We start from the raw sequence: 18774 nt of genomic DNA, 5'->3' as shown, positions 1-18774 counted from the left end.
CGCGACCCTCCCCTCAAGGGGGAGGGTTAAGGTTGGCGCCTCAAAGCTCGCCGGCATCCTCGAGGATCTGCGTCGCCTTGGCGGCCGCGTCGTCAAGCGCCTGCTTCGAGGTCTTGTCGCCGAGAATGGCGGCCTGCAGCTCCGGATAGACGGCGTTGGAGATCTCGATCCAGGACGGCGTCTGCGGCACGGCGAAAGCGTTCGCGGCGGCTTCCTGGAAGGCTTTCAGGACCTCGGTCTTGTAGGCGTCGCCGGACGCCTGGGCGATGTCCCATTCCCAGACGGCGGTGCGGGTCGGCAGCGGGCCGGCGGCGGCCTCCAGCTTCTGGCTGTCCTCGTTGGTCAGCCACCAGACGAGCGAGGCGGCGGCCTCCTTGCTGGCGCAGCTTTCGGTGACCGAAAAGCCGTGATGGCCGGACCACCCGGTGCGCTTGCCCGACGACCCCTCCGGCTGAACCTTGACGCCGACATTGCCCGCAACCTTCGACGACTTGGGGTCGTTGAAGAAGCCGGCCCAGCCCGGCCAGTCGAGGTTGAGCGCCACCGTGCCCGAGGCAAAACCCTGGCCGAGGTCGTCCCACAGATAGTTGGTGGTGCCAGCCGGAACCGCCTTGGCCTTGTAGAGATTGACGAACCAGTCGAGCGCACGCACACCGGCTTCCGAATTGAAGGCGGGCTTGCCGTCCTTGTCGAGATATTCGCCGCCCTCGGCGACGACCATCTCGTAGAAGCGGCCGTTGATCGCCTCTTCCTTGCCGGCGAACTGGGTGCCGTAGAAGTCCGGCGGCGAGGCGAAGAATTCCGCCTGCTTCGTCACCTGTTCCCAGGTGTCTGGCGGGGTCAGTTCCTCGCCATACTTCTCCTTGTAGGCGGCCTTCTTGGCTTCGTCCGCGTAGAGGCTCTTCTGGTAATAGAGCGCCGACACGTCGAACTGGGCGCGCGGCAGCATCACCAGCTTGCCGTCGAGCGTCGAGGCCGCGATGTTGGCCGGCACGAAGGCGTCGATCTCGGCCTTCGGCAGCAGCGCCGTCAGGTCGGCGTAGATGTCCGGATACTGCGGCGCGAAGGACGAGTGATTGGAGCCGACGCACCAGCTTATCGAGCCAGTGGCGATATCGGACTTGATCTCCTTGTCCAGCTCGAAATGGTTCTTCTTGGAGATGACGTTGACTTTCGCGCCGGTCGCCTTCTCCCAGTCGGCGATGCGCGCGTAGAGCGCCTCGTACTGCTGGCCGCCGATCAGCTTGGCGTCGATGGTGACGCCCTCGAACTTGCCCGGCAGTTCCTGCGCGAAAGCCGCGCCGGCGCCGAGTGCCAAAACGATCACTCCGGCCGACACGCCGGATAGCAGTCTCTTCATCCGATCCTCCCTTGGGCGCGGCCGCGCCGCGTCAAAACGGAAGCGGCCCATGGACGAGCGCTTCATTCATATACAAAGATCATTTTCACAGATCGGTCAAGTGCCAATTGATTTCCCCGATTGCTTCGTGCGTATATGCACCTGAGAATTCACAGGGGAGGACTCGGTCCATGGAAGACGAGGAATCGGACCGCTACCGCGCGCCGGCGCTGGACAAGGGCCTGGACATCCTCGAGTTGCTGGCCGGCGTCGACGGCGGGCTCACCCAGGCGGAGATCGCCAAAAAGCTCGGCCGCAGCCCCAACGAGTTCTACCGGATGCTCGACCGGCTGGTGAAGCGCGGCTACGTGACAAAGCCGGATGGCGACCGATATTCGCTGACGCTGAAGCTGTTCGGCCTGGCGCAGTTGCACGTGCCGGTGCGCCGGCTTGTCTCCTACGCCACGCCGCTGATGCGCGAACTGGCGGAAACCTCGCGGCAGGCCAACCAGCTCGTGGTGTTCGACCGCGGCTCGGCCGTCGTCATCGCCCAGCAGGAAGCCCCGGGATATTGGGGCATCTCCATCCGCGTCGGCTCGCATATCAGCCTGTTCGACACCGGGTCGGGCCATGTACTGCTGGCCTTCCGCTCGCAGGAGGAGCGGCAGATGATGATCTCCGAGCATCTGCGCAGCACGGAAAAGCCGGCGCAGCCGCCGGAATTCTTCAGCCGGCTCGACCAGATCCGCGACCGCGGCTACGAGATGATGGCCAGCTTGCAGACCGCCGGCGTCTACAACCTTTCCGCCCCGGTGCTCGGCCCCGACGGCAAGGCGATCGCCGCGCTTACAGTGCCCTATATCACGCTGGTCAACCTGCCGTCGGCGCCGGACATCACCCAGACCATCGAGCTGATCCTCGCCACCGCCGAGCAGCTTTCGCGGCTCGCGGGCTCAGATGTGAAGCAGTCGATTTAAATTCTCAGGTGAAGGATCGATTTTTCCATGGGAGAATCGATCGACATGCAGGGAGGAGCAAGCATGATCATCGACACTCATCTGCACATCGTCGACCAGGCGGCGCTGCGTTATCCCTGGCTCTCCGGCGCGCCGGCGCTCAACCGCGATTTCTCCTACGAGGAGTATGCAAGCGAGGCCAGGCGCGGCGGCATCGCGCAGACGCTGCACATGGAGGTGGACGTCGCGCCGGAGGACATCGAGGCCGAGACGGCCTACGTGGCGCGCAAGGCGCGCGAGCCCGGCAGCCTGCTGCGCGGCGCGATCGCCGCCTGCCGGCCGGAAGACCCGGGCTTCGCCGAATATCTCGAGCGGGTGCGCGAGACGACATTCGTCAAGGGGTTTCGCCGCGTGCTGCATGTCGTGCCCGACGACGTTTCCGAGGGCGCGCTGTTTCGCGAGAACATCCAGCGGCTGAAGGGCACTGGGCTCACCTTCGATCTCTGCGTGCTGCCACACCAGATCCCGAAGGCAATTGCGCTCGTCGACCTGGCTCCCGACGTGCAGTTCGTGCTCGACCATTGCGGCGTGCCGGACATCAAGGGCAATGCCGAACATCCCTGGCGGGAGCATATGGGCGAGATCGCCAAGCGGCCGAACATCGTCGGAAAAATCTCCGGCGTGGTCGCCTATGCCGATCCCGAAAACTGGACCGTCGAGACGCTGCGCCCCTATCTCGAGCACACGATCGGCGTGTTCGGTTGGGACCGTGTCGTCTGGGGCAGCGACTGGCCGGTCTGCACGCTGGGCGGTGGGCTGTCGACCTGGCTCGCGGCGACACAGGCGCTGGTCGCTGGCGCCAGCACGGAGGAAAGGACGAAGCTGTTTTCAGGGAATGCGAGGAGGGTTTGGGGGTTGTAGGGCTTTGCGAGCGCAATGAACTTCGGCCTAAGAGGGCGACCCTTTAGATGTTCGAGATCGTCCAGACGGCGGAATTCGTAGCTTGGGTGGATGATCTCGCCGATAGTCGTGCCAGAAACCGCATCTTGCAGCGTATCGACCGAGCAAGGGCAGGATTGCTGGGTGATGTGAAATATTTCGAAGGCATCGGCGAGATGCGCATCGACCATGGGCCGGGCTACCGCCTTTACTTCGTTCGCCACGGGAGTAGACTCGTCGTCCTGCTTTGCGGTGGCGACAAGTCCACCCAACAACGCGATATCCGACGCTCGCCAAGGAGCTGTGAATGGCACTTAAGACCTATCCCTTCGACGGCTCGCGCTATCTCGACGACGATGAGTCGCAGCGCGAACTGCTGGCTGACGCGATGGAGTCCGGCGATGCGGTCTATATCGCTCACGCGATCGGCGTCGTTGCACGCGCTCGCGGCATGACCAGCATGGCGCAGGAGGCCGGCATCCCGCGCAAGAAACTCTACGACGCGCTAGTCGACGATACCGCCCCCGATGTCGAAACGCTTCTGGACGTGCTGAAGCGACTCGGCATCGAGCCGTCCACACTGGCAGCGGAATAGACCCTATATCGTCGTCGACACATGCCGCTCGCGGCCGTAAAGCGAGACAAGCAGCACGATGATCAGCCCGAGTGCTGCCTGCACAGCCGCCGGCTGGAAACCCAGCCCGATCAGCAGCGTGTTGATCTCGGTCAGCACCAGCACGCCGGCGATGGTGCCGAGATAGCTGCCACGCCCGCCCACTAGGGCCGCGCCACCGACCACAACCGCCGCGATGGTCTGGAACAGGTATGGCTGGCCGACATCGCCATAGGCGGAGCCGGTGAAACCCAGCAGCAGAACGCCGGCCGTCGCCGCGAAGAAGGCGCTTGCCGCATAGGTGACCACCCACATTTTCACCGGGTCGATCAGCGCCAGGGGTGCGGCGCCCGGATTGCTGCCCAGCGCATAGAGCCGCCTTCCGTAGGGCGTGCGCGCCAGTACGAGCACGATCAGCGCCGTTAGCACGGCGACGCAAGGCACCAGCCACGGAACCGGCAGAGGGCCGACCGAGCCGCCGATCGACACGAAGGCCGACACGGCGGGCGGCGCCGAGCCGGACGGAAATCCCTTCGTCCACAGCAACACCAGCCCCTGCACGATCATGCCGATGCCGAGTGTGACTATGAGGGGATGGATGTTCAGCCCGCGCGAGATCAGGCCGTTCAGCCCGCCGATCAGGACCGCCAGCACGCCAACCACCGCGCAGACCAGCACAAAATTCCAGCCCTGGCCGTAAAGCTGCGCCGCAACGACATTGGCGAAGCCGATGACGAAGGGGATCGACAGGTCGATGCCGCCCAGGATGACCACCAGCGTCTGGCCGATCGAGGCCACCGCCAGAAGTGCTGCCAGCACCAGGATGGCGCGGATGGCGAAGGGCGCGGAATAGCCGGGGATCAGCAGCGTGCCGACGACATGCAGCAGGATGGCGACGGCGAAGGCGCCGGCGATACGGCCGTTGGTGCTGGCGAAAAAGCTCCGGTCGAACTTCATCACGCGGCCCTCCTGGCCGACAGGCGCTCCTGCACGGCGGTCAGCATGACGGCGGCCACCAGGATCGTGCCGTAGGCGACCTGCAGCACATAGGTCGAGACGTTGAACGCGGTCAGCAGGCTCTGCAGCAGGAAGATGTCGATCGCGCCGATGGCCGCCCCCGCCAGCCCGCCCTTGCCGCCGGCGAGGCTGACGCCGCCGAGCGCCACCGCCGCGATGGCGATCAGCGTGTAGGTCGGGCCGACATTCGGGTCCGCCGAGCCGATCAGGGCCGTCAGCATCAGCCCGGCGACTGCCGCCAGCATACCGGTCATCACATAGGCGATGAAGCGTACCTTGGTGACCGGGACGCCCGCCGTATAGGCGGCGCGGTCGTCGCTGCCGACCGCCATCAACTGGTCATAATAAGGCGTCTGGTGCACTAGCCACCAGAACACGAAGATCGCCGCCAGGGGCAGGATGGAGATCGGCCCGGCCATCGCCTTCAGCCATACAGGCGCCGGGCCGATCGGCGCGGGCAGGATGGTCAGCGTCACGCCGACGAGGATCAGATAGGTGCCGAGCGTCGCCACGATCGGCTGGATGCGCAGCACCGTCGCCATGAAACCATTGGCCGCGCCGACCGCCGCGCCCACCAGCAACGCCGCCGGCAGGATGATCCAGGGCGAGGAGATGCCCGCCTTCAGGAACAGCGCCTGGATGACGATGGCGTTGACGAAACCCATCAGCGGACCGACGGAAATGTCGATGCCGCCGCGGCCCGCCAGGATAACCGGCGCCGAGGCGGCGGCCGCGCCGATCAGCGGCGCCGCCAGCCCGATCAGCGTGCCCCATGCGGCCGGATGAAACCGCGCCGGGTTGAGCAAGAGGTTGCCGGCAAGCAGCACGACCAGGAGGATCAGCGCGAAGCCGGCATTGCGGATGAGCGAGCCGATCATCACGCGGCCCGCCCGAACATGGCGGCGATCACCGCGTCGGTGGTCATGGCGGCGCCGGACATTTCGGCCGCCACCTCGTGCTCGCGGAAGACCAGGACGCGATGGCAGAGCACGAGGATCTCCTCGATCTCGCTGGAGAGGATGACCAGCGCCATGCCCTCGGCGGCAAGTCCGCGGAAGACCTCGTAGAGCACGTGGCGCGTGGCGACGTCGACGCCGCGGGTGGGATCGTTGAGCAGCAGCACTTTTGGTTCCAAGGCCAGTGCGCGGGCGAGCAGCACCTTTTGCTGGTTGCCGCCGGAAAGGGTGGTGATCGCCGCTGCGGGGCTCGGCGCGGCGATCGACAGTCTTTCGCGAAAGACCTCGTAGCGGCGGCGGCGTTCGGCCGTGCTGATGAAACCCATGCGCGCGTCCCTGCCGACCGTGGAGATGGCAAAATTGTCGAGCACCGACTGGGTCGGAAAGATGCCCGTCGCCCGCCGGTCCCGCGGCAGGTAGGCGATGCCGCTGGCGACCGCCTTGCGGAAGCCGGCGACCGCGAGGCGGCCGGCGGCCGTGTCGATCGAAACCTGGCCGGCAGCGGGTTTCTCCAGCCCGGCGAGGGTTTTGAGGAACGTTTCCTGGCCGTGGCCATCGAGCCCGGCAAGGCCGACGATCTCGCCGGGCGAGATCGTGTGGTCGATGGCGGCCTTGCCCGCCGCCAGCGCCAGGTTGCGGATGTGGAATGCGGAGCGGTCAGGCATGCGCAAGCTCCGCCGCCGTTTGCGGCGCCATGGCCTTCAGCAGTTCGGCCGGCGTGGAGGCGCCGCGCTCCTCGGTGCGCACCACCTTGCCGCCGCGCAGGATGGAGATGCGATCGGAGAGCGCCATCACCTCGTCCATGCGGTGGGTGATGAACAGGATCAGCGTCCCCTGCCCTGCCAATGCACGCATCAGCGAAAACACCGCCTCGCGGTCGGCGAAATCGAGCGCCGCGGTCACCTCGTCGAGGATGAGGATTCTTGGGTTCCGCACCACGGCGCGCGCCAGCACCACCAGTTGCTGCGCGGCCAGCGGGAGCTGGCCGGCGGGCGCGTCCAGCGGCACATGGGTGCGCGCGAACCGTGACAGCACAGCCTGCGCACGCGCCTTGCGTTCGCCGCGCGGCACGTTTCTTCTGAGCAGCCCGTCGAGGCCGAGGAGGATGTTGTCGGTGACCGAACGGTCCGGCGCGATCAGCACCTCCTGGAAAACGGTGGCGAAGCCGGCCGCCTGGAACGTCGCCGGGCCGCGCCCTGAAAACGGTTTTCCGTCCAGCAGGATTTTTCCCGCATCCGGCTGTACGATGCCGGACAGCAACTTCACCAGCGTGCTTTTGCCGGAGCCGTTCTCACCGAGAATCGTGTGGATGGTGCCAGCGCGGAAGCCGATGGACGCTTCCGACAGCGCCACGGTCTCGCCGTAACGTTTGGAGATGGCGCGGACCTCAAGCATGAGCGCTGCAGCATCTGGGCAGCCAGCTAAAGACTGACGTTAGCGTTCCTTCGCACCCCCCTCTGTCCTGCCGGACATCTCCCCCACAAGGGGGGAGATTGGCTATGGGAATGCGGCCGGCCGATCTCCCCCCTTGCGGGGGAGATGTCCGGCAGGACAGAGGGGGGCAACGTAGAGTGGTCACGTTTGAGCCTGAAACCCGCTTACCAATCTCAATCAATGGAGCCGGCCCCCCTTAGGAGCCGGCCTCGCAAGCAATCAAGTCCCGTTCACTTCGCGCAGGCGTCGGGCACCTTGGCGTAGTCCCAGCCCTTGGACGGCGCGGGATTGCTGAAATACGCGTCGAGCCACTCTTCCGGCATCGGGTCGGACGGCGGGACGGGGAACACGGAGACCGCGTCCGGCGTCATGCAGTCCTTGTACCAGTTGCCGAGCTCGGATCCGGCAACGGTCGGGATCGGGATCATCAGCACGTTGAGCTTCGGCTTCTGGCCTTCGAGCATGCGCGCGCCGACGCGGAACAGCGTCTGCGCCGTCCAGCCCGGAAGCACGGCGTGGCCCTCGAAGCGATACTTGTCCGGATTGGCCTTCCAGTAGCCGAGCGCATCGCCGGTGATCGAACCGGTGATGAGCGGGGCGGGGCGGCCGGCCTCGGCAAACGCCTCGGCGACCACGCGGCTTTCGCTGCCGGTGGTCCAGACGGCATCGATCGGCGCGGGGTTGGTGGCGAGCGCCTGCAGCACCACTGTCTTGGTGACGTTGGCGGTCCAGTTGCCGTTGACCGAGCGCGCGACCTTCAGTTCCGGGTTGGCGGCGAGCACCTTCTCGGCGCCTTCGCGCTCCTGCACCACGATCGGCGCACCGGCGATGCCCTCGACCAGCAGCACGCTGCCCTTGCCGCCGAGGCCCTTGGCGGCCGCGTCCATCATCTCGTAGCCCCAGCGGTTGAAGTTGGAGTCGACGTTGATGGCGTAAGGGCTGGTGACGAAGGCTGACGCGGTGATAAAGGGGATGCCCTTGTCGTAGGCGGCCTTGATGGCCTCGTCGACGCCGGTCGAAGAGCCGGGGATCGCGGTGATGATGGTGCAGCCCTTGTCGATGAAGGCGCGGATCTGGTTGATCTGCTGGCTTACGTCGCCGTTGGAATCCGACACCTCGAAGCTCTCGACCGTGCCGTCGGCCTTCAGGCCCTCGACGAGCCGCTTCAGTTCGTTGGTCACCGAGACGCGCCAGGGATTGCCCTGGTAGGATTCGGAATGGCACCACTTCCACGGCTTGGCCGGAGGCGTGAAATTGTCGTAGGCCGACGGCATCAGCGTCTGCGACGCGTCGACATAGAGATCCTTCAAATTGTCCGGCAGCGAGCTGATCAGCTCCTCGCCGGCGGACATGGCCGGCAGCGCGCTGCCGCAGAGTGCCGCCGCGACTGCGCCGGCTATCAGTGATTTCCGATGCTTCATTCCAAGTTCCTCCCGTGAAATGCGGTACGCTTCGGCCTAGCGGAAGCTCCCGCGAAACAGTTCGTTAAGATCGGAGACGAGTCGAGTGTCAGTGTCCCCGCTCTGCAAGGCCAGATTGATGCGATCCGACGCGGCCTGCTGGAAGCCCATGTAGCCGTCGTGACGCGGCCGAACCCAGGCGCCCTCCAGCGTCTTTCGCGTGTCGCGGTAAAATCCGTGGGTCGCGGCGTTGACGGTTCCGTCCTCCCAGGCTTCGGCATGGCCGGGCTGGCCGCCGGCCGCCGCATAAGGGTCGCGCTGCACGTCGCCGCTCGCCACCCAGTAGGCAAAATCGACCGCAGCATCCTTCGCCTTGGAAAAGGCCGAGACCGCGATGCCGGTGCCGCCAAGCGCCGAGCCGAGCAGACCGGCATTGCCCGTCATAGGCATGTCGGAAAAAGCCAGCCTGTGCTGCCGGAACCCGTCAGTCGCGTAGCTGACATAGCCGTAGATCAGCGGCGCGCAGACATAGGGCGAATTTTCTTCCGCCATCTTCTCCGACACGGCGATCGGATCCATCGACAGGCAGGCGGGATCGAGCAGCGAGAACAACTCCCGCATCATGCCGAAGACGCGTTCTCCCGTGGCCTGGTCAATCAGGTCGCCCGGCCCGGTTACCGCGCAGGGGTGTCCAAGGTTGGCCGCGAGCGTGAAGAACACCATCAGGGAGTGCGGCGGCCGCAGCGATTGCAGCACCTTGCCCTGCCGCGCCAGGTCAAGAACCTCGCCCCAGCGCTCAAGCGGGCGCGCCAGCGCATCCGGCCGATAGGCCTGCACGGGGCTGGCCGCGTCGATCGGAAAAGCCCATTGCCGGCCCTGCCAATTGTAGCTCGGATAGGATTTTCCGACGCTCCCTTTGGCCAGCGCCTCGCGTTCCGTCTCGCGGCCGGGCACGTCCAGCGGCGTCAGGCAGTTTTCCGCCGTGATCTGCCCGACATGCGGATGGTCGATGACGATCAGATCGTAGGCTTTTGCCAGTTCCTCGACCGGAAAGGATTCGAAATCCTGCAGAGAGCGCTTGTCCCACTCGACCGTGACGCCGGTCTTGTCCTTCCAGATGGCCGAGCAGGCGGCCATTGGATCATAACCGCGCGGATGGCTCCAGGTCATGCCTTTGAGCACGGTCACAGCCCGAACTCCGCGCGGATTTTTTCGCTGTGCTCGCCCACCAGCGGCGCGGCGCGCTCGACTTTTGCGCGCACCCCGTCGACGCGCAGCGGCGAGCGCGTGGTGAGGATCGACACGTCGTCCTCGCGCGTCACCGTCTGCAGCATGTCCAGCACCTTGAAACCGTCGTGTTCGAACATTTCCGGCCAGGTCAGCACCTTGGCGCACCAGATGTCGGCAGGCTCCAGCACCGCCAGCCATTCGTCGATGGTCTTGGTCGCTATCTTCTGGGCGATGATAGCCTTGATCTCGTCGCGCGCCTTGAACCACGTCGCCGGCTCGCCGCTATAGGCGGCAAGTTCGGCTTCCAGCCCGAGCAGGCCCGCCAGTTTCGGGATCGGCGTCATGGCGATGGCCAGATAGCCATCCTTGGCCGGATAGACGCCATAGGGCGCTGACAAATAGGCATGGGCGGAGCGGAAGGAGGAGCGGCGCGGCAGCCGCCGTCCGTCGTTCAAATGCGTGGTCAGCACCTCGAACTGGAAGTCGACAAGCGCCTCCAGCAGGCTGGTCTCGACATGCGCGCCCTTGCCGGAGATGCCGCGCCGCACCAGTGCGGCCAGAATGCCCTGGCAGCAGGCGGCGCCCGCCAGCATGTCGGCGATGGCCAGCCCGAACGGCACCGGTCCCTGGTCCTCGTCGCCGTTCAGCCACATGACGCCCGAGCGCGACTGCGCCAGCAGGTCCTGGCCGGGCCGCTTGACCCATGGCCCTTCCTCGCCATAGCCGCTGATCGAGGCATAGACGATGCGCGGATTGATCGCCTTCACCGCGTCGTAGTCGAGCCCGAGCCGCTCGATCACGCCAGGCCGGAAATTCTGGATGAGCACGTCGGCCTTGGCCAACAGGCCGCGCAGCGCCTCCAGGTCCGCCTCGTCCTTCAAGTCGACGGCAAAACTCTCCTTGGCGCGGTTGATGGCATGAAAAATGGTGGAATCGCCACCGATCTCGGTGTCGCTCAGATAGAGCCGGCGCGACAGGTCGCCGCCGTCCGGGCGCTCGATCTTGATGACGCGGGCGCCAAGGTCGAGCAGACGCAGCGAGCAGTACGGCCCCGAGAGGAACTGGCTCATGTCGACGACGACAAGGCCGGCGAGCGGGAGTTCGGATTCGCTCATCAAATTCACTTTTCGGTCTTGCCGGCGAAATCCGCCGGGTTCTTGTATTTCACCGTCTGCAGGTGCTCGCAGTAGAGCACCAGTTCGCCCTCGCCCTTGAACACCTCGTAGGACGCACGGATCAGGCCGAGATCCTTGTATTTCGGCCGTTTGTCGAGGTTGGTGCGGATCGAATAGATCGTGTCGCCGACAAACACCGGCTTGATGAAGCGGAGCTTGTCGTAGCCGTAGGAAAAGGCGTTGATGCAGTTGGTGGCCACCAGTCCCAGCCCGGCTGAAAAAACAAACGCGCCGGCGATCAGCCGCTGGCCGAAAATGCCTTCCTTCTCGGCAAACATCCGGTCCTGAACATAAGGATGGATGTCCAGCACCAGCGTGTTGAACAGATGGCTGTCGCCTTCCGCCATGGTGCGGCGCAGCGAGCGGATTTTCTGGCCGACCGGCCAGTCCTCGTAGAACCAGTTCTCCGCGTTCCACACCGGTATCTCGGCGTGGCTCTCGGGCATGTCGGACGGATGCGTCGACGAAACGCCGACGGTCGGCGCGAAAGCTGTCATGGATAAATCAAGCCGCGCGCATTGCCTGCGAGACAGGTCACGGCTCCTCCCCTACGATCTTCTCTCATGAATATGTTTTTCACATATGGGGCTTGTTTGCAAGCGCCGTTGTCGCCATTCTGGCCCTCGAAAATGCGGCGGGGCTTGCCGGGCCACGCGGCCGGTGGCAGCCGGCAGCGCCGCGATCGGGGAGGGAGAAAAAAATGTCGGAGTTTCTTGTGTTCGTCGGCTCGCTCAACCGCGAGGCGCCCTATTTCCAGGGCGCGCGCGGCGTCGGGCTTTCCGTCTATAGTCTCGACGAGGACACGCTCGCGGTGACAAAACTGGCGGAGACGGACGAGGTCGATAACCCGACCTTCCTGTCGGTGACCCCGGACGGCGCAAAAATCTTCGCGAACAGCGAAGTCTTTTCCTGGCGCGAGGGCGTGGTTACCGCCTATGGCTTCGACCGCGCCACCAATACGCTGACCTACGTCAACAAGCAGCCGGCACTGGGCTCGATCACCGCGCACAATTTCGTCACCCGCGACGGCACCAAATTGCTGGTCGCCAACTACGGCATGGGTGAAGGCGGGCCGGACCAGTCCGTGGTTGTCTACGGCATCCGCGAGGACGGCGGCCTGACCGCGCCGCTCGCCAGCGTTGCCCATGAAGGCACCGGCCCGAACGAAGCCCGGCAGGAGCGCAGCCACGCCCACAGCGCCACCGAAACGCTTTCCGGGAACATCGCGGTCGTCGCCGATCTCGGCATCGACTGCCTCGTCACCTACCGCATCGAAGCCGACGGCACGCTGTCGCCGCTGCAGGAGACGGCGCTGAAGCCGGGCGCCGGCCCGCGCCACATCGCGCTGCATCCCGATGGCAAATTCGTCTTTGTCATGAACGAGCTGGATTCCACCGTGGTGTCGCTGGCGCTCGACGCCGACACCGGCGGTTTCTCCTTCATCGACGCAAAACCGGCCGTGCCCGCTGAAGCGCGCGACCACAACCATTGCGCCGACATCCAGATCTCGCCGGACGGCCGTTTCCTCTACGGCTCGAACCGCGGCCACGATTCCATCCCGATCTTCGCCGTCGACCAGGAAACCGGCAGGCTGACGCTCGTTGATTACGCGCCCTGCGGCGGGGCGACGCCGCGCAACCTCTGCCTCACCCCCTCCGGCCGCCATTTGCTGTCGGCCAACCAGAATGCCGACCGCATCACCATCTTTGCCCGCGACGCCGAAACCGGACGGCTGACCGACACCGGCCACGCCATCGAGATCGGCACGCCGATGTGCGTGAAGATCGTCCGGTAGGCGTTTATCCGAAACGTCCGGCCGATAGCGCCAGGTCTTCACGCTGACCGATTTGGGCGCAATGCCGCGTCGGTGAAACGGGCGGAGCGCCGGGCGAAATCCCCGGTCGGAAGCATGTCTGCCGGGCTTTTCGAGGCTGACGCGAAGCGCAAACGGCCGTTCGAGCGGCGACCTTTTGCTATGTGATTGCAGTTGCTTGATTTTCCTCGCTTCACACGCATCGGCCAGCCCTCCGTCGCAAGCGGAGAAGGTCGCATTTCCGGCCTTGCGCGTCGTTCCCGTCGGCTTGCGGGAAATGTTTGCTTGTCCGATCCTGCTTGGTGAAAAATTCCAAGCAGGAAGCGTGTCCGCCATGAGCAACCACCTGAAATTCTTCATCGACGGCAAATGGGTTGACCCCGTCACACCCGCTGCGCTCGACGTCATCGACCCCTCCACCGAGGAGGCCTACACAAAAATTTCGGTCGGTTCGAAAGCCGATGTCGACCGCGCCGTGGCCGCCGCCAAGGCCGCCTTCCCGAGTTTCTCGCAGACCGGCAAGGCCGCGCGGCTGAAGCTCTTGAAGCGCATCCTCGAAATCTACAACGAGCGCTACGAGGACATCGCCCAGGCGGTCAGCCGGGAGATGGGCGCGCCGATCACCTGGGCGCGCGAAGCGCAGGCCTGGGCCGGCCGCGCCCATATGGAATCGACCATCAAGGCCCTGGAAGATTACGAGTTTTCCGAACAGCGCGGCGGCACCATGGTGGTCAGGGAGCCGATCGGCGTGTGCGCGCTGATCACGCCCTGGAACTGGCCGCTCAACCAGATCGTCTGCAAGGTGGCGCCAGCCATCGCCGCCGGCTGCACCGTGGTGCTGAAGCCCTCCGAGATCGCGCCGATCAGCGGCATCGTCTTCTCCGAGGTCATGGAGGCCGCCGGAACGCCCAGGGGCGTCTACAACATGGTCAACGGCACCGGCCCGGATGTCGGCCAGGTCATGGCCGGCCATCCCGACGTCGACATGGTGTCCTTCACCGGCTCGACACGGGCCGGCATCATCGTCGCGAAAACCGCCGCCGACACGGTCAAGCGCGTCGCCCAGGAGCTCGGCGGCAAATCCGCCAACATCATCCTGCCCGACGCCGACTTCGCCCAAGCGGTGAAGAAGGGCGTGGAGGGCTGCTTCGGCAATTCCGGCCAGTCCTGCGACGCGCCGACGCGCATGCTGGTGCCCGCCGCCCGCCACGACGAGGCGCTGGCCATCGCCAAGGACGCGGCGGAAGGCTTCAAGGTCGGCGACCCGCGCTCGGAGGACACGCAGCTCGGACCGGTGGTCAGCCAGGTGCAGTTCGACAAGATCCAGCGGCTGATCGAAAGCGGCATTGCCGAGGGCGCAACCGTCGTGACCGGCGGCAACGGCCGCCCGGGCCACCTCAACCGCGGCTATTATGTGCGGCCGACGGTGTTCGGCCATGTGCGGCCGGGCATGACCATCGAGAAGGAGGAGATTTTCGGGCCCGTGCTGTCGGTCATCTCCTATGACGACGACGACGACGCGGTGAGGATCGCCAACGACACGGTCTACGGACTGGCCGCCTACGTCCAGTCGAAAGACATCGGCCATGCCCGAAAAGTGGCCTCGCGGCTGCGCGCCGGACAGGTGTCGATCAACTATCCGGACTGGGACACGTTCGCGCCGTTCGGCGGCTACAAGCAGTCAGGCAATGGCCGCGAATATGCCGACTGGGCCATCCACGATTTTCTGGAGGTCAAGGGCATCGTCGGCTACGGCGATTGAGGCATCCGCATGTGATCAGCCGCCGCGACCTGCCCGCGCGTTACCTCATTGGCGGTAGCCGAAGCCGGTAACATGCGCTAAATACTTCGCTTTCCCGATACGAGGAAGGCCATGGCCACGACCGCCGACGACCTCATCGATCGCCGCAGGCTGCGGCGAAAGCTCACCTTCTGGCGCGTCGCTGCCTTGGCTGTCGCGGCTGTGGCGATCGTCGGCACGGCTTTGGTGTTCTACGGCGACGCCGGAAAGTCGGTCGACCACATCGCCAAGGTGAAGATCGAGGGCACCATCCTCGAGGACGAGGAGCTTTTGAAGCGGCTGGACGACATTCGGAAGTCGTCGACCGTCAAGGGCGTCATCCTGTCGATCGACTCCCCCGGCGGCACCACGGCCGGCGGCGAGGCGATCTTCGACGCCGTGCGCGCGCTCGCCGCCGAAAAGCCGGTGGTGGCTCAGGTCGGCACGCTGGCGGCGTCGGCGGGCTACATGATCGCCAGCGCCACCGACCATATCGTGGCGCGAAAGTCCTCCATCGTCGGCTCGATCGGCGTGCTCGCGCAGTTCCCGAATTTCAGCGGGCTGATGGACAAGATCGGCATCACGCTGGACGAGGTGAAATCCTCGCCGCTGAAAGCCGAACCCTCGCCCTTCAACCCGACGACGGAAGACGAGCGGGCGATGATCCGCTCGATGATCCTCGACAGCTATGACTGGTTCGTCGGCATCGTCACCGACCGCAGGCCCCTCACCCGCCCGGAAGTGCTGGCGCTGGCGGACGGCTCGGTGTTCACCGGCCGGCAGGCGCTGGACAAGAAGCTGATCGACGGGCTGGGCGGCGAAAAGGAGGCCGTCGCCTGGCTTTCCGGCAAGGGGGTCTCGGGACGCCTGGAGGTCATCGAATGGAAACCCGAGGACGATGATTCCAGTTGGCTGTTCAGCCGCTCGGTGGCGAATGCCGTCGGCGAGATGATCGGCCTGCCGGGAGCTGGTGGCGACGTGCTGCGCGAGACAGGAGCCGACCGCTTGTTCCTTGACGGTCTCGTATCAGTCTGGCACCCTTGATCCGGCTTCGACCGATTGAAAAACACGAATAAAATCATCCGCCTACTCTTTAGAAAAAGATAAATTGACGGGGACAGCGCTCATGATCAAATCCGAACTCGTGCAGATCATCGCCACACGCAATCCGCATCTGTTTCTTCGCGACGTCGAAAACATCGTCAGCGCTGTTTTCGACGAGATCACCGACGCGCTGGCCGACGGCAACCGGGTCGAGTTGCGCGGTTTCGGCGCCTTTTCGGTCAAGAACCGTCCGGCCCGCACCGGCCGCAACCCGCGAACCGGCGACGCGGTCGAGGTGGAGGAGAAGTGGGTGCCGTTCTTCAAGACCGGCAAGGAACTGCGCGAGAGGCTGAACGCCGAAAAATAGGGCGGACGGCTTGAAAACGAACGGTCGGCATCGGACTGCAGCGTCATGACACTCTTCAATCGCATCGTGCTCATCGTGGTGCTGGTTCCGCTGGCCGTCGTCCTGATCGCGCTGGCGGTGGCGAACCGCACGCCGGCGGCCTTCACGCTCGATCCGTTCAACCCCGGCAATCCGGCGCTCACCATCCAGTTGCCGCTGTTCTTCCTGCTGTTCGCCGCCTTGGTGGTCGGCATGATCGTCGGCAGCCTCGCCACCTGGTTCAAGCAGGGGCACTATCGCAAGCTCGCTCGCCAGCGCGGCATCGAGGCGCAGGCGGCGCGCGACGCCTCCGCCCGGCAGAGCCGCACGGTGGCTGCCGGCCCTGCGCTGCCGAAACCGTCGGCCTGACGCAAGCCGCCGTTCCCGCGCCCGGAGCAACCGCATGCGCATGATCTCGGCCGAGCAGGTCGACCGTTCGCTCACCTTCCCCGGTCTGGTCGAAACGCTGCGCGAAGCGTTCCGCCAGGGCGCGGTGCAGCCGGTGCGGCATCATCACACGATCGATCGGCCGGACGGCGCCGCCTCGACATTGCTGCTGATGCCGGCCTGGACCGACCTTCACGCCGCCGGAACCTCGGAGGGCGGCCATGTCGGCGTCAAGATCGTCACCGTCTCGCCCGACAACAACCAGATCGGCAAGCCGGCGGTGATGGGCCTCTACCTGCTGCTCGACGGCAGGACCGGCGAACCGCTGGCGCTGATCGACGGGCAAAGATTGACGCAATGGCGCACGGCGGCCGCCTCGGCGCTCGCCGCCAGCTACCTGGCGCGCGAGGACGCCTCGAAGCTGCTGGTCGTCGGCGCCGGGGCACTCAGCGCCTTCCTCGCCAGGGCGCATTCGGCGGTGCGGCCGATCGAAAATATCCGCATCTGGAACCGCACGTCCGCCAATGCGGAAAAGGCCGCCGAGGCGCTGCGCCAGGACGGCCTCGCCGCGACCGTTGCCACCGACCTCGACGCGTCGCTCGCCTGGGCCGACATCGTCTCCTGCGCGACGATCTCGACCGCGCCGCTGGTGAAAGGCGACCGACTGCGGCCGGGCACGCATGTCGACCTCGTCGGCGGTTTTACGCCCGGCATGCGCGAGGCGGATGACGCAGCGATTGCCCGCGCAAAAGTCTATGTCGACACCCGCGCCGGCGCCACCAAGGAGGCCGGCGACATCGTCCAGCCGCTGCAATCCGGCGTGCTCAAGCCGGAGGACATCGTCGCCGACCTGCACGAGCTGGCGCGCGGCGAGAAACCCGGCCGGCAGGGCGCTGGCGAGATCACGCTGTTCAAGTCCGTGGGTGCTGCGCTGGAGGACCTCGCGGCGGGCATCGCCGTCTACAGGGCTACGTCGGGCTGATCTGCCGGACCGGGAGACACCCGTCTGCCGGCTGTCCGGACGGCAATGCTTCCCGTGCGACCCGAGGGCGAGTTGCGCCGCTACCACCCCTGTGCCAAAAGCGGCGCGACCGCCGGAGAATTTTTTGAAACCCACGCGCGACCGACGCCGCGACAGCCGTCCGCCCCGACCGACGGGCAGCCAGCCCGCCCGCCTGCAAGACGCTGGCCGGACGGAGGCGCCCGTGCAGAAGACGATGGGCGACAGTGCTTCCGCCCCGCGCCTGCTTGCACGCCGCGACAGCGCGCTGCCCACCGAAAAACTGCCGGTCATCCTCGAAGTGCTGCCCAACGACGACTATGCGCTGCTCGATTCGGGCGGCGGCGAGAAGCTGGAGCAATACGGCCCCTACCGCATCGTCCGGCCCGAGGGACAGGCGATCTGGCAAAAGGCGCTGCCCGAAGCCGAATGGCGCAAGGCCGACGCAATCTTCACCGGCGATACCGACGAAGAAGGTCTTGGCCGCTGGCGCTTTCCAAAAACACCGCTCGGCGAGACCTGGCCGATGCGCCATGACGGCATCGACTATCTCGGCCGCTTCACCTCGTTCCGCCATGTCGGCGTATTTCCGGAGCAGGCGACGCATTGGGACCACATGGCCGGCCTGATCGAGAAGGCGCGGCGGCCGGTGAAAGTGCTCAACCTGTTCGGCTATACCGGCCTCGCCTCGCTGGTGGCGGCGAAAGCCGGCGCGGAAGTCACGCATGTCGACGCCTCGAAAAAGGCGATAGGCTGGGCGCGCGAGAACCAGGAGATGGCGCGGCTGACGGACAAGCCGATCCGCTGGATCTGCGAGGACGCCATGAAATTCGCCGAGCGCGAGGAGCGGCGCGGCAGCCGCTACGACATCATCCTGTTCGATCCGCCCGCCTATGGGCGCGGGCCGAAGGGCGAGGTCTGGCAATTGTTCGACGACCTGCCGAAACTTGCGGACCTCTGCCGCTCGATCCTGACGCCGAAACCGCTCGCCGTCGTGCTGACGGCCTATTCGATCCGCGCCTCGTTCTTCGCCATCCACGCGCTGATGCGCGATACCTTTGCCGGCATGGGCGGCAGCGTCGAATCGGGCGAACTGGTGATCCGCGAAAAGGGCGCCGGGCGGGCGCTTTCCACGTCATTGTTTTCCAGATGGGTGTCGGGATGAATCCTTCACCCTTGAGCGGCGCCCCCTCCACCACGCTTCGCGTGGTCGTCCTTCGGACCCCCCGCTTCGCAGGGGAGGAACCAGCGGCGCCGTTCGATCCTCCCCCGTTTACGGGGGAGGGGGACCACGCGAAGCGTGGTG

At 65.6% G+C, this 18774-nt stretch carries 19 protein-coding genes and 1 pseudogene; 11 read left to right on the top strand and 9 right to left on the bottom strand.

The window, feature by feature from the left end; translation table 11 throughout:
- Positions 1–40 precede the first annotated feature (40 nt).
- On the bottom strand, positions 41–1360 hold the full coding sequence (locus RB623_RS11515) for a sugar ABC transporter substrate-binding protein (protein WP_308056951.1): 1320 nt from the start codon (positions 1358–1360) through the stop codon (positions 41–43).
- Positions 1361–1530: 170 nt separating this feature from the next.
- Here RB623_RS11515 and RB623_RS11510 point away from each other — a divergent pair, with 170 nt between their 5' ends.
- The 4 genes and pseudogenes from RB623_RS11510 (at position 1531) to RB623_RS11495 (ending at position 3829) form a co-directional block, all read left to right on the top strand.
- Entirely contained in the window at positions 1531–2316 is a 786-nt protein-coding gene (locus RB623_RS11510; protein ID WP_308056950.1) for an IclR family transcriptional regulator, read from the top strand.
- Between the two features lie 63 nt (positions 2317–2379).
- Positions 2380–3216 (top strand): amidohydrolase, encoded by an 837-nt coding sequence (locus tag RB623_RS11505; RefSeq protein WP_308056949.1) that lies wholly within the window; start codon positions 2380–2382, stop codon positions 3214–3216.
- A 47-nt stretch (positions 3217–3263) separates the two neighbouring features.
- A pseudogene (locus RB623_RS11500) lies at positions 3264–3515 on the top strand (type II toxin-antitoxin system RelE/ParE family toxin); the annotation flags it as partial.
- Positions 3516–3541: 26 nt separating this feature from the next.
- Entirely contained in the window at positions 3542–3829 is a 288-nt protein-coding gene (locus tag RB623_RS11495) for an addiction module antidote protein (RefSeq protein ID WP_308056948.1), read from the top strand.
- Positions 3830–3832: 3 nt separating this feature from the next.
- On the opposite strand, the gene RB623_RS11490 is transcribed toward RB623_RS11495, so the two are convergent.
- The 8 genes from RB623_RS11490 to RB623_RS11455 form a co-directional block, all read right to left on the bottom strand.
- Positions 3833–4804 carry an ABC transporter permease gene (locus RB623_RS11490; RefSeq protein ID WP_308056947.1) on the bottom strand — a complete coding sequence of 324 codons (972 nt, stop codon included), beginning with the start codon at positions 4802–4804 and terminating at the stop codon, positions 3833–3835.
- Complete coding sequence (locus RB623_RS11485; protein WP_308056946.1) at positions 4804–5742, bottom strand: ABC transporter permease; 939 nt, start codon at positions 5740–5742, stop codon at positions 4804–4806. Before RB623_RS11485 ends, RB623_RS11490 begins: the two co-directional genes overlap by 1 nt.
- Positions 5742–6485, bottom strand: coding sequence for an ATP-binding cassette domain-containing protein (locus RB623_RS11480; protein WP_308056945.1), 744 nt, complete (start codon positions 6483–6485; stop codon positions 5742–5744). Before RB623_RS11480 ends, RB623_RS11485 begins: the two co-directional genes overlap by 1 nt.
- On the bottom strand, positions 6478–7215 hold the full coding sequence (locus tag RB623_RS11475) for an ATP-binding cassette domain-containing protein (protein WP_308056944.1): 738 nt from the start codon (positions 7213–7215) through the stop codon (positions 6478–6480). Before RB623_RS11475 ends, RB623_RS11480 begins: the two co-directional genes overlap by 8 nt.
- 269 nt (positions 7216–7484) lie before the next feature.
- Positions 7485–8675, bottom strand: coding sequence for an ABC transporter substrate-binding protein (locus RB623_RS11470; protein WP_308056943.1), 1191 nt, complete (start codon positions 8673–8675; stop codon positions 7485–7487).
- A gap of 36 nt (positions 8676–8711) precedes the next feature.
- Positions 8712–9824, bottom strand: coding sequence for an extracellular solute-binding protein (locus RB623_RS11465; protein WP_308057156.1), 1113 nt, complete (start codon positions 9822–9824; stop codon positions 8712–8714).
- A gap of 14 nt (positions 9825–9838) precedes the next feature.
- On the bottom strand, positions 9839–11002 hold the full coding sequence (locus tag RB623_RS11460; RefSeq protein ID WP_308056942.1) for a CaiB/BaiF CoA-transferase family protein: 1164 nt from the start codon (positions 11000–11002) through the stop codon (positions 9839–9841).
- 2 nt (positions 11003–11004) lie between these two features.
- On the bottom strand, positions 11005–11556 hold the full coding sequence (locus RB623_RS11455) for a MaoC family dehydratase (protein WP_308056941.1): 552 nt from the start codon (positions 11554–11556) through the stop codon (positions 11005–11007).
- Positions 11557–11759: 203 nt separating this feature from the next.
- Here RB623_RS11455 and RB623_RS11450 point away from each other — a divergent pair, with 203 nt between their 5' ends.
- The 7 genes from RB623_RS11450 to RB623_RS11420 all read left to right on the top strand — a co-directional run bounded on the left by RB623_RS11450 (position 11760) and on the right by RB623_RS11420 (position 18633).
- Positions 11760–12854 (top strand): lactonase family protein, encoded by a 1095-nt coding sequence (locus tag RB623_RS11450; RefSeq protein ID WP_308056940.1) that lies wholly within the window; start codon positions 11760–11762, stop codon positions 12852–12854.
- A gap of 352 nt (positions 12855–13206) precedes the next feature.
- Positions 13207–14634, top strand: a complete 1428-nt coding sequence (locus tag RB623_RS11445) for an aldehyde dehydrogenase family protein (protein WP_308056939.1) — start codon at positions 13207–13209, stop codon at positions 14632–14634.
- Positions 14635–14745: 111 nt separating this feature from the next.
- Entirely contained in the window at positions 14746–15696 is a 951-nt protein-coding gene (gene sppA, locus RB623_RS11440) for a signal peptide peptidase SppA (protein ID WP_308056938.1), read from the top strand.
- Positions 15697–15778: 82 nt separating this feature from the next.
- Positions 15779–16063 (top strand): integration host factor subunit beta, encoded by a 285-nt coding sequence (locus tag RB623_RS11435; RefSeq protein WP_308056937.1) that lies wholly within the window; start codon positions 15779–15781, stop codon positions 16061–16063.
- A 45-nt stretch (positions 16064–16108) separates the two neighbouring features.
- Entirely contained in the window at positions 16109–16450 is a 342-nt protein-coding gene (locus RB623_RS11430; protein WP_308056936.1) for a DUF1049 domain-containing protein, read from the top strand.
- Between the two features lie 34 nt (positions 16451–16484).
- A complete protein-coding gene (locus RB623_RS11425; RefSeq protein WP_308056935.1) occupies positions 16485–17450 on the top strand; it encodes an ornithine cyclodeaminase family protein in 966 nt (321 codons plus the stop codon).
- A 235-nt stretch (positions 17451–17685) separates the two neighbouring features.
- Positions 17686–18633 carry a class I SAM-dependent methyltransferase gene (locus tag RB623_RS11420; protein ID WP_374121667.1) on the top strand — a complete coding sequence of 316 codons (948 nt, stop codon included), beginning with the start codon at positions 17686–17688 and terminating at the stop codon, positions 18631–18633.
- Positions 18634–18774 lie beyond the last annotated feature (141 nt).

Source organism: Mesorhizobium sp. LHD-90 (assembly GCF_030929505.1).
In the GTDB taxonomy this organism is placed as follows: domain Bacteria; phylum Pseudomonadota; class Alphaproteobacteria; order Rhizobiales; family Rhizobiaceae; genus Kumtagia.
The sequence above is the reverse complement of the archived record's forward strand: the minus strand, read 5'-3'. Positions and strand labels throughout refer to the sequence as shown.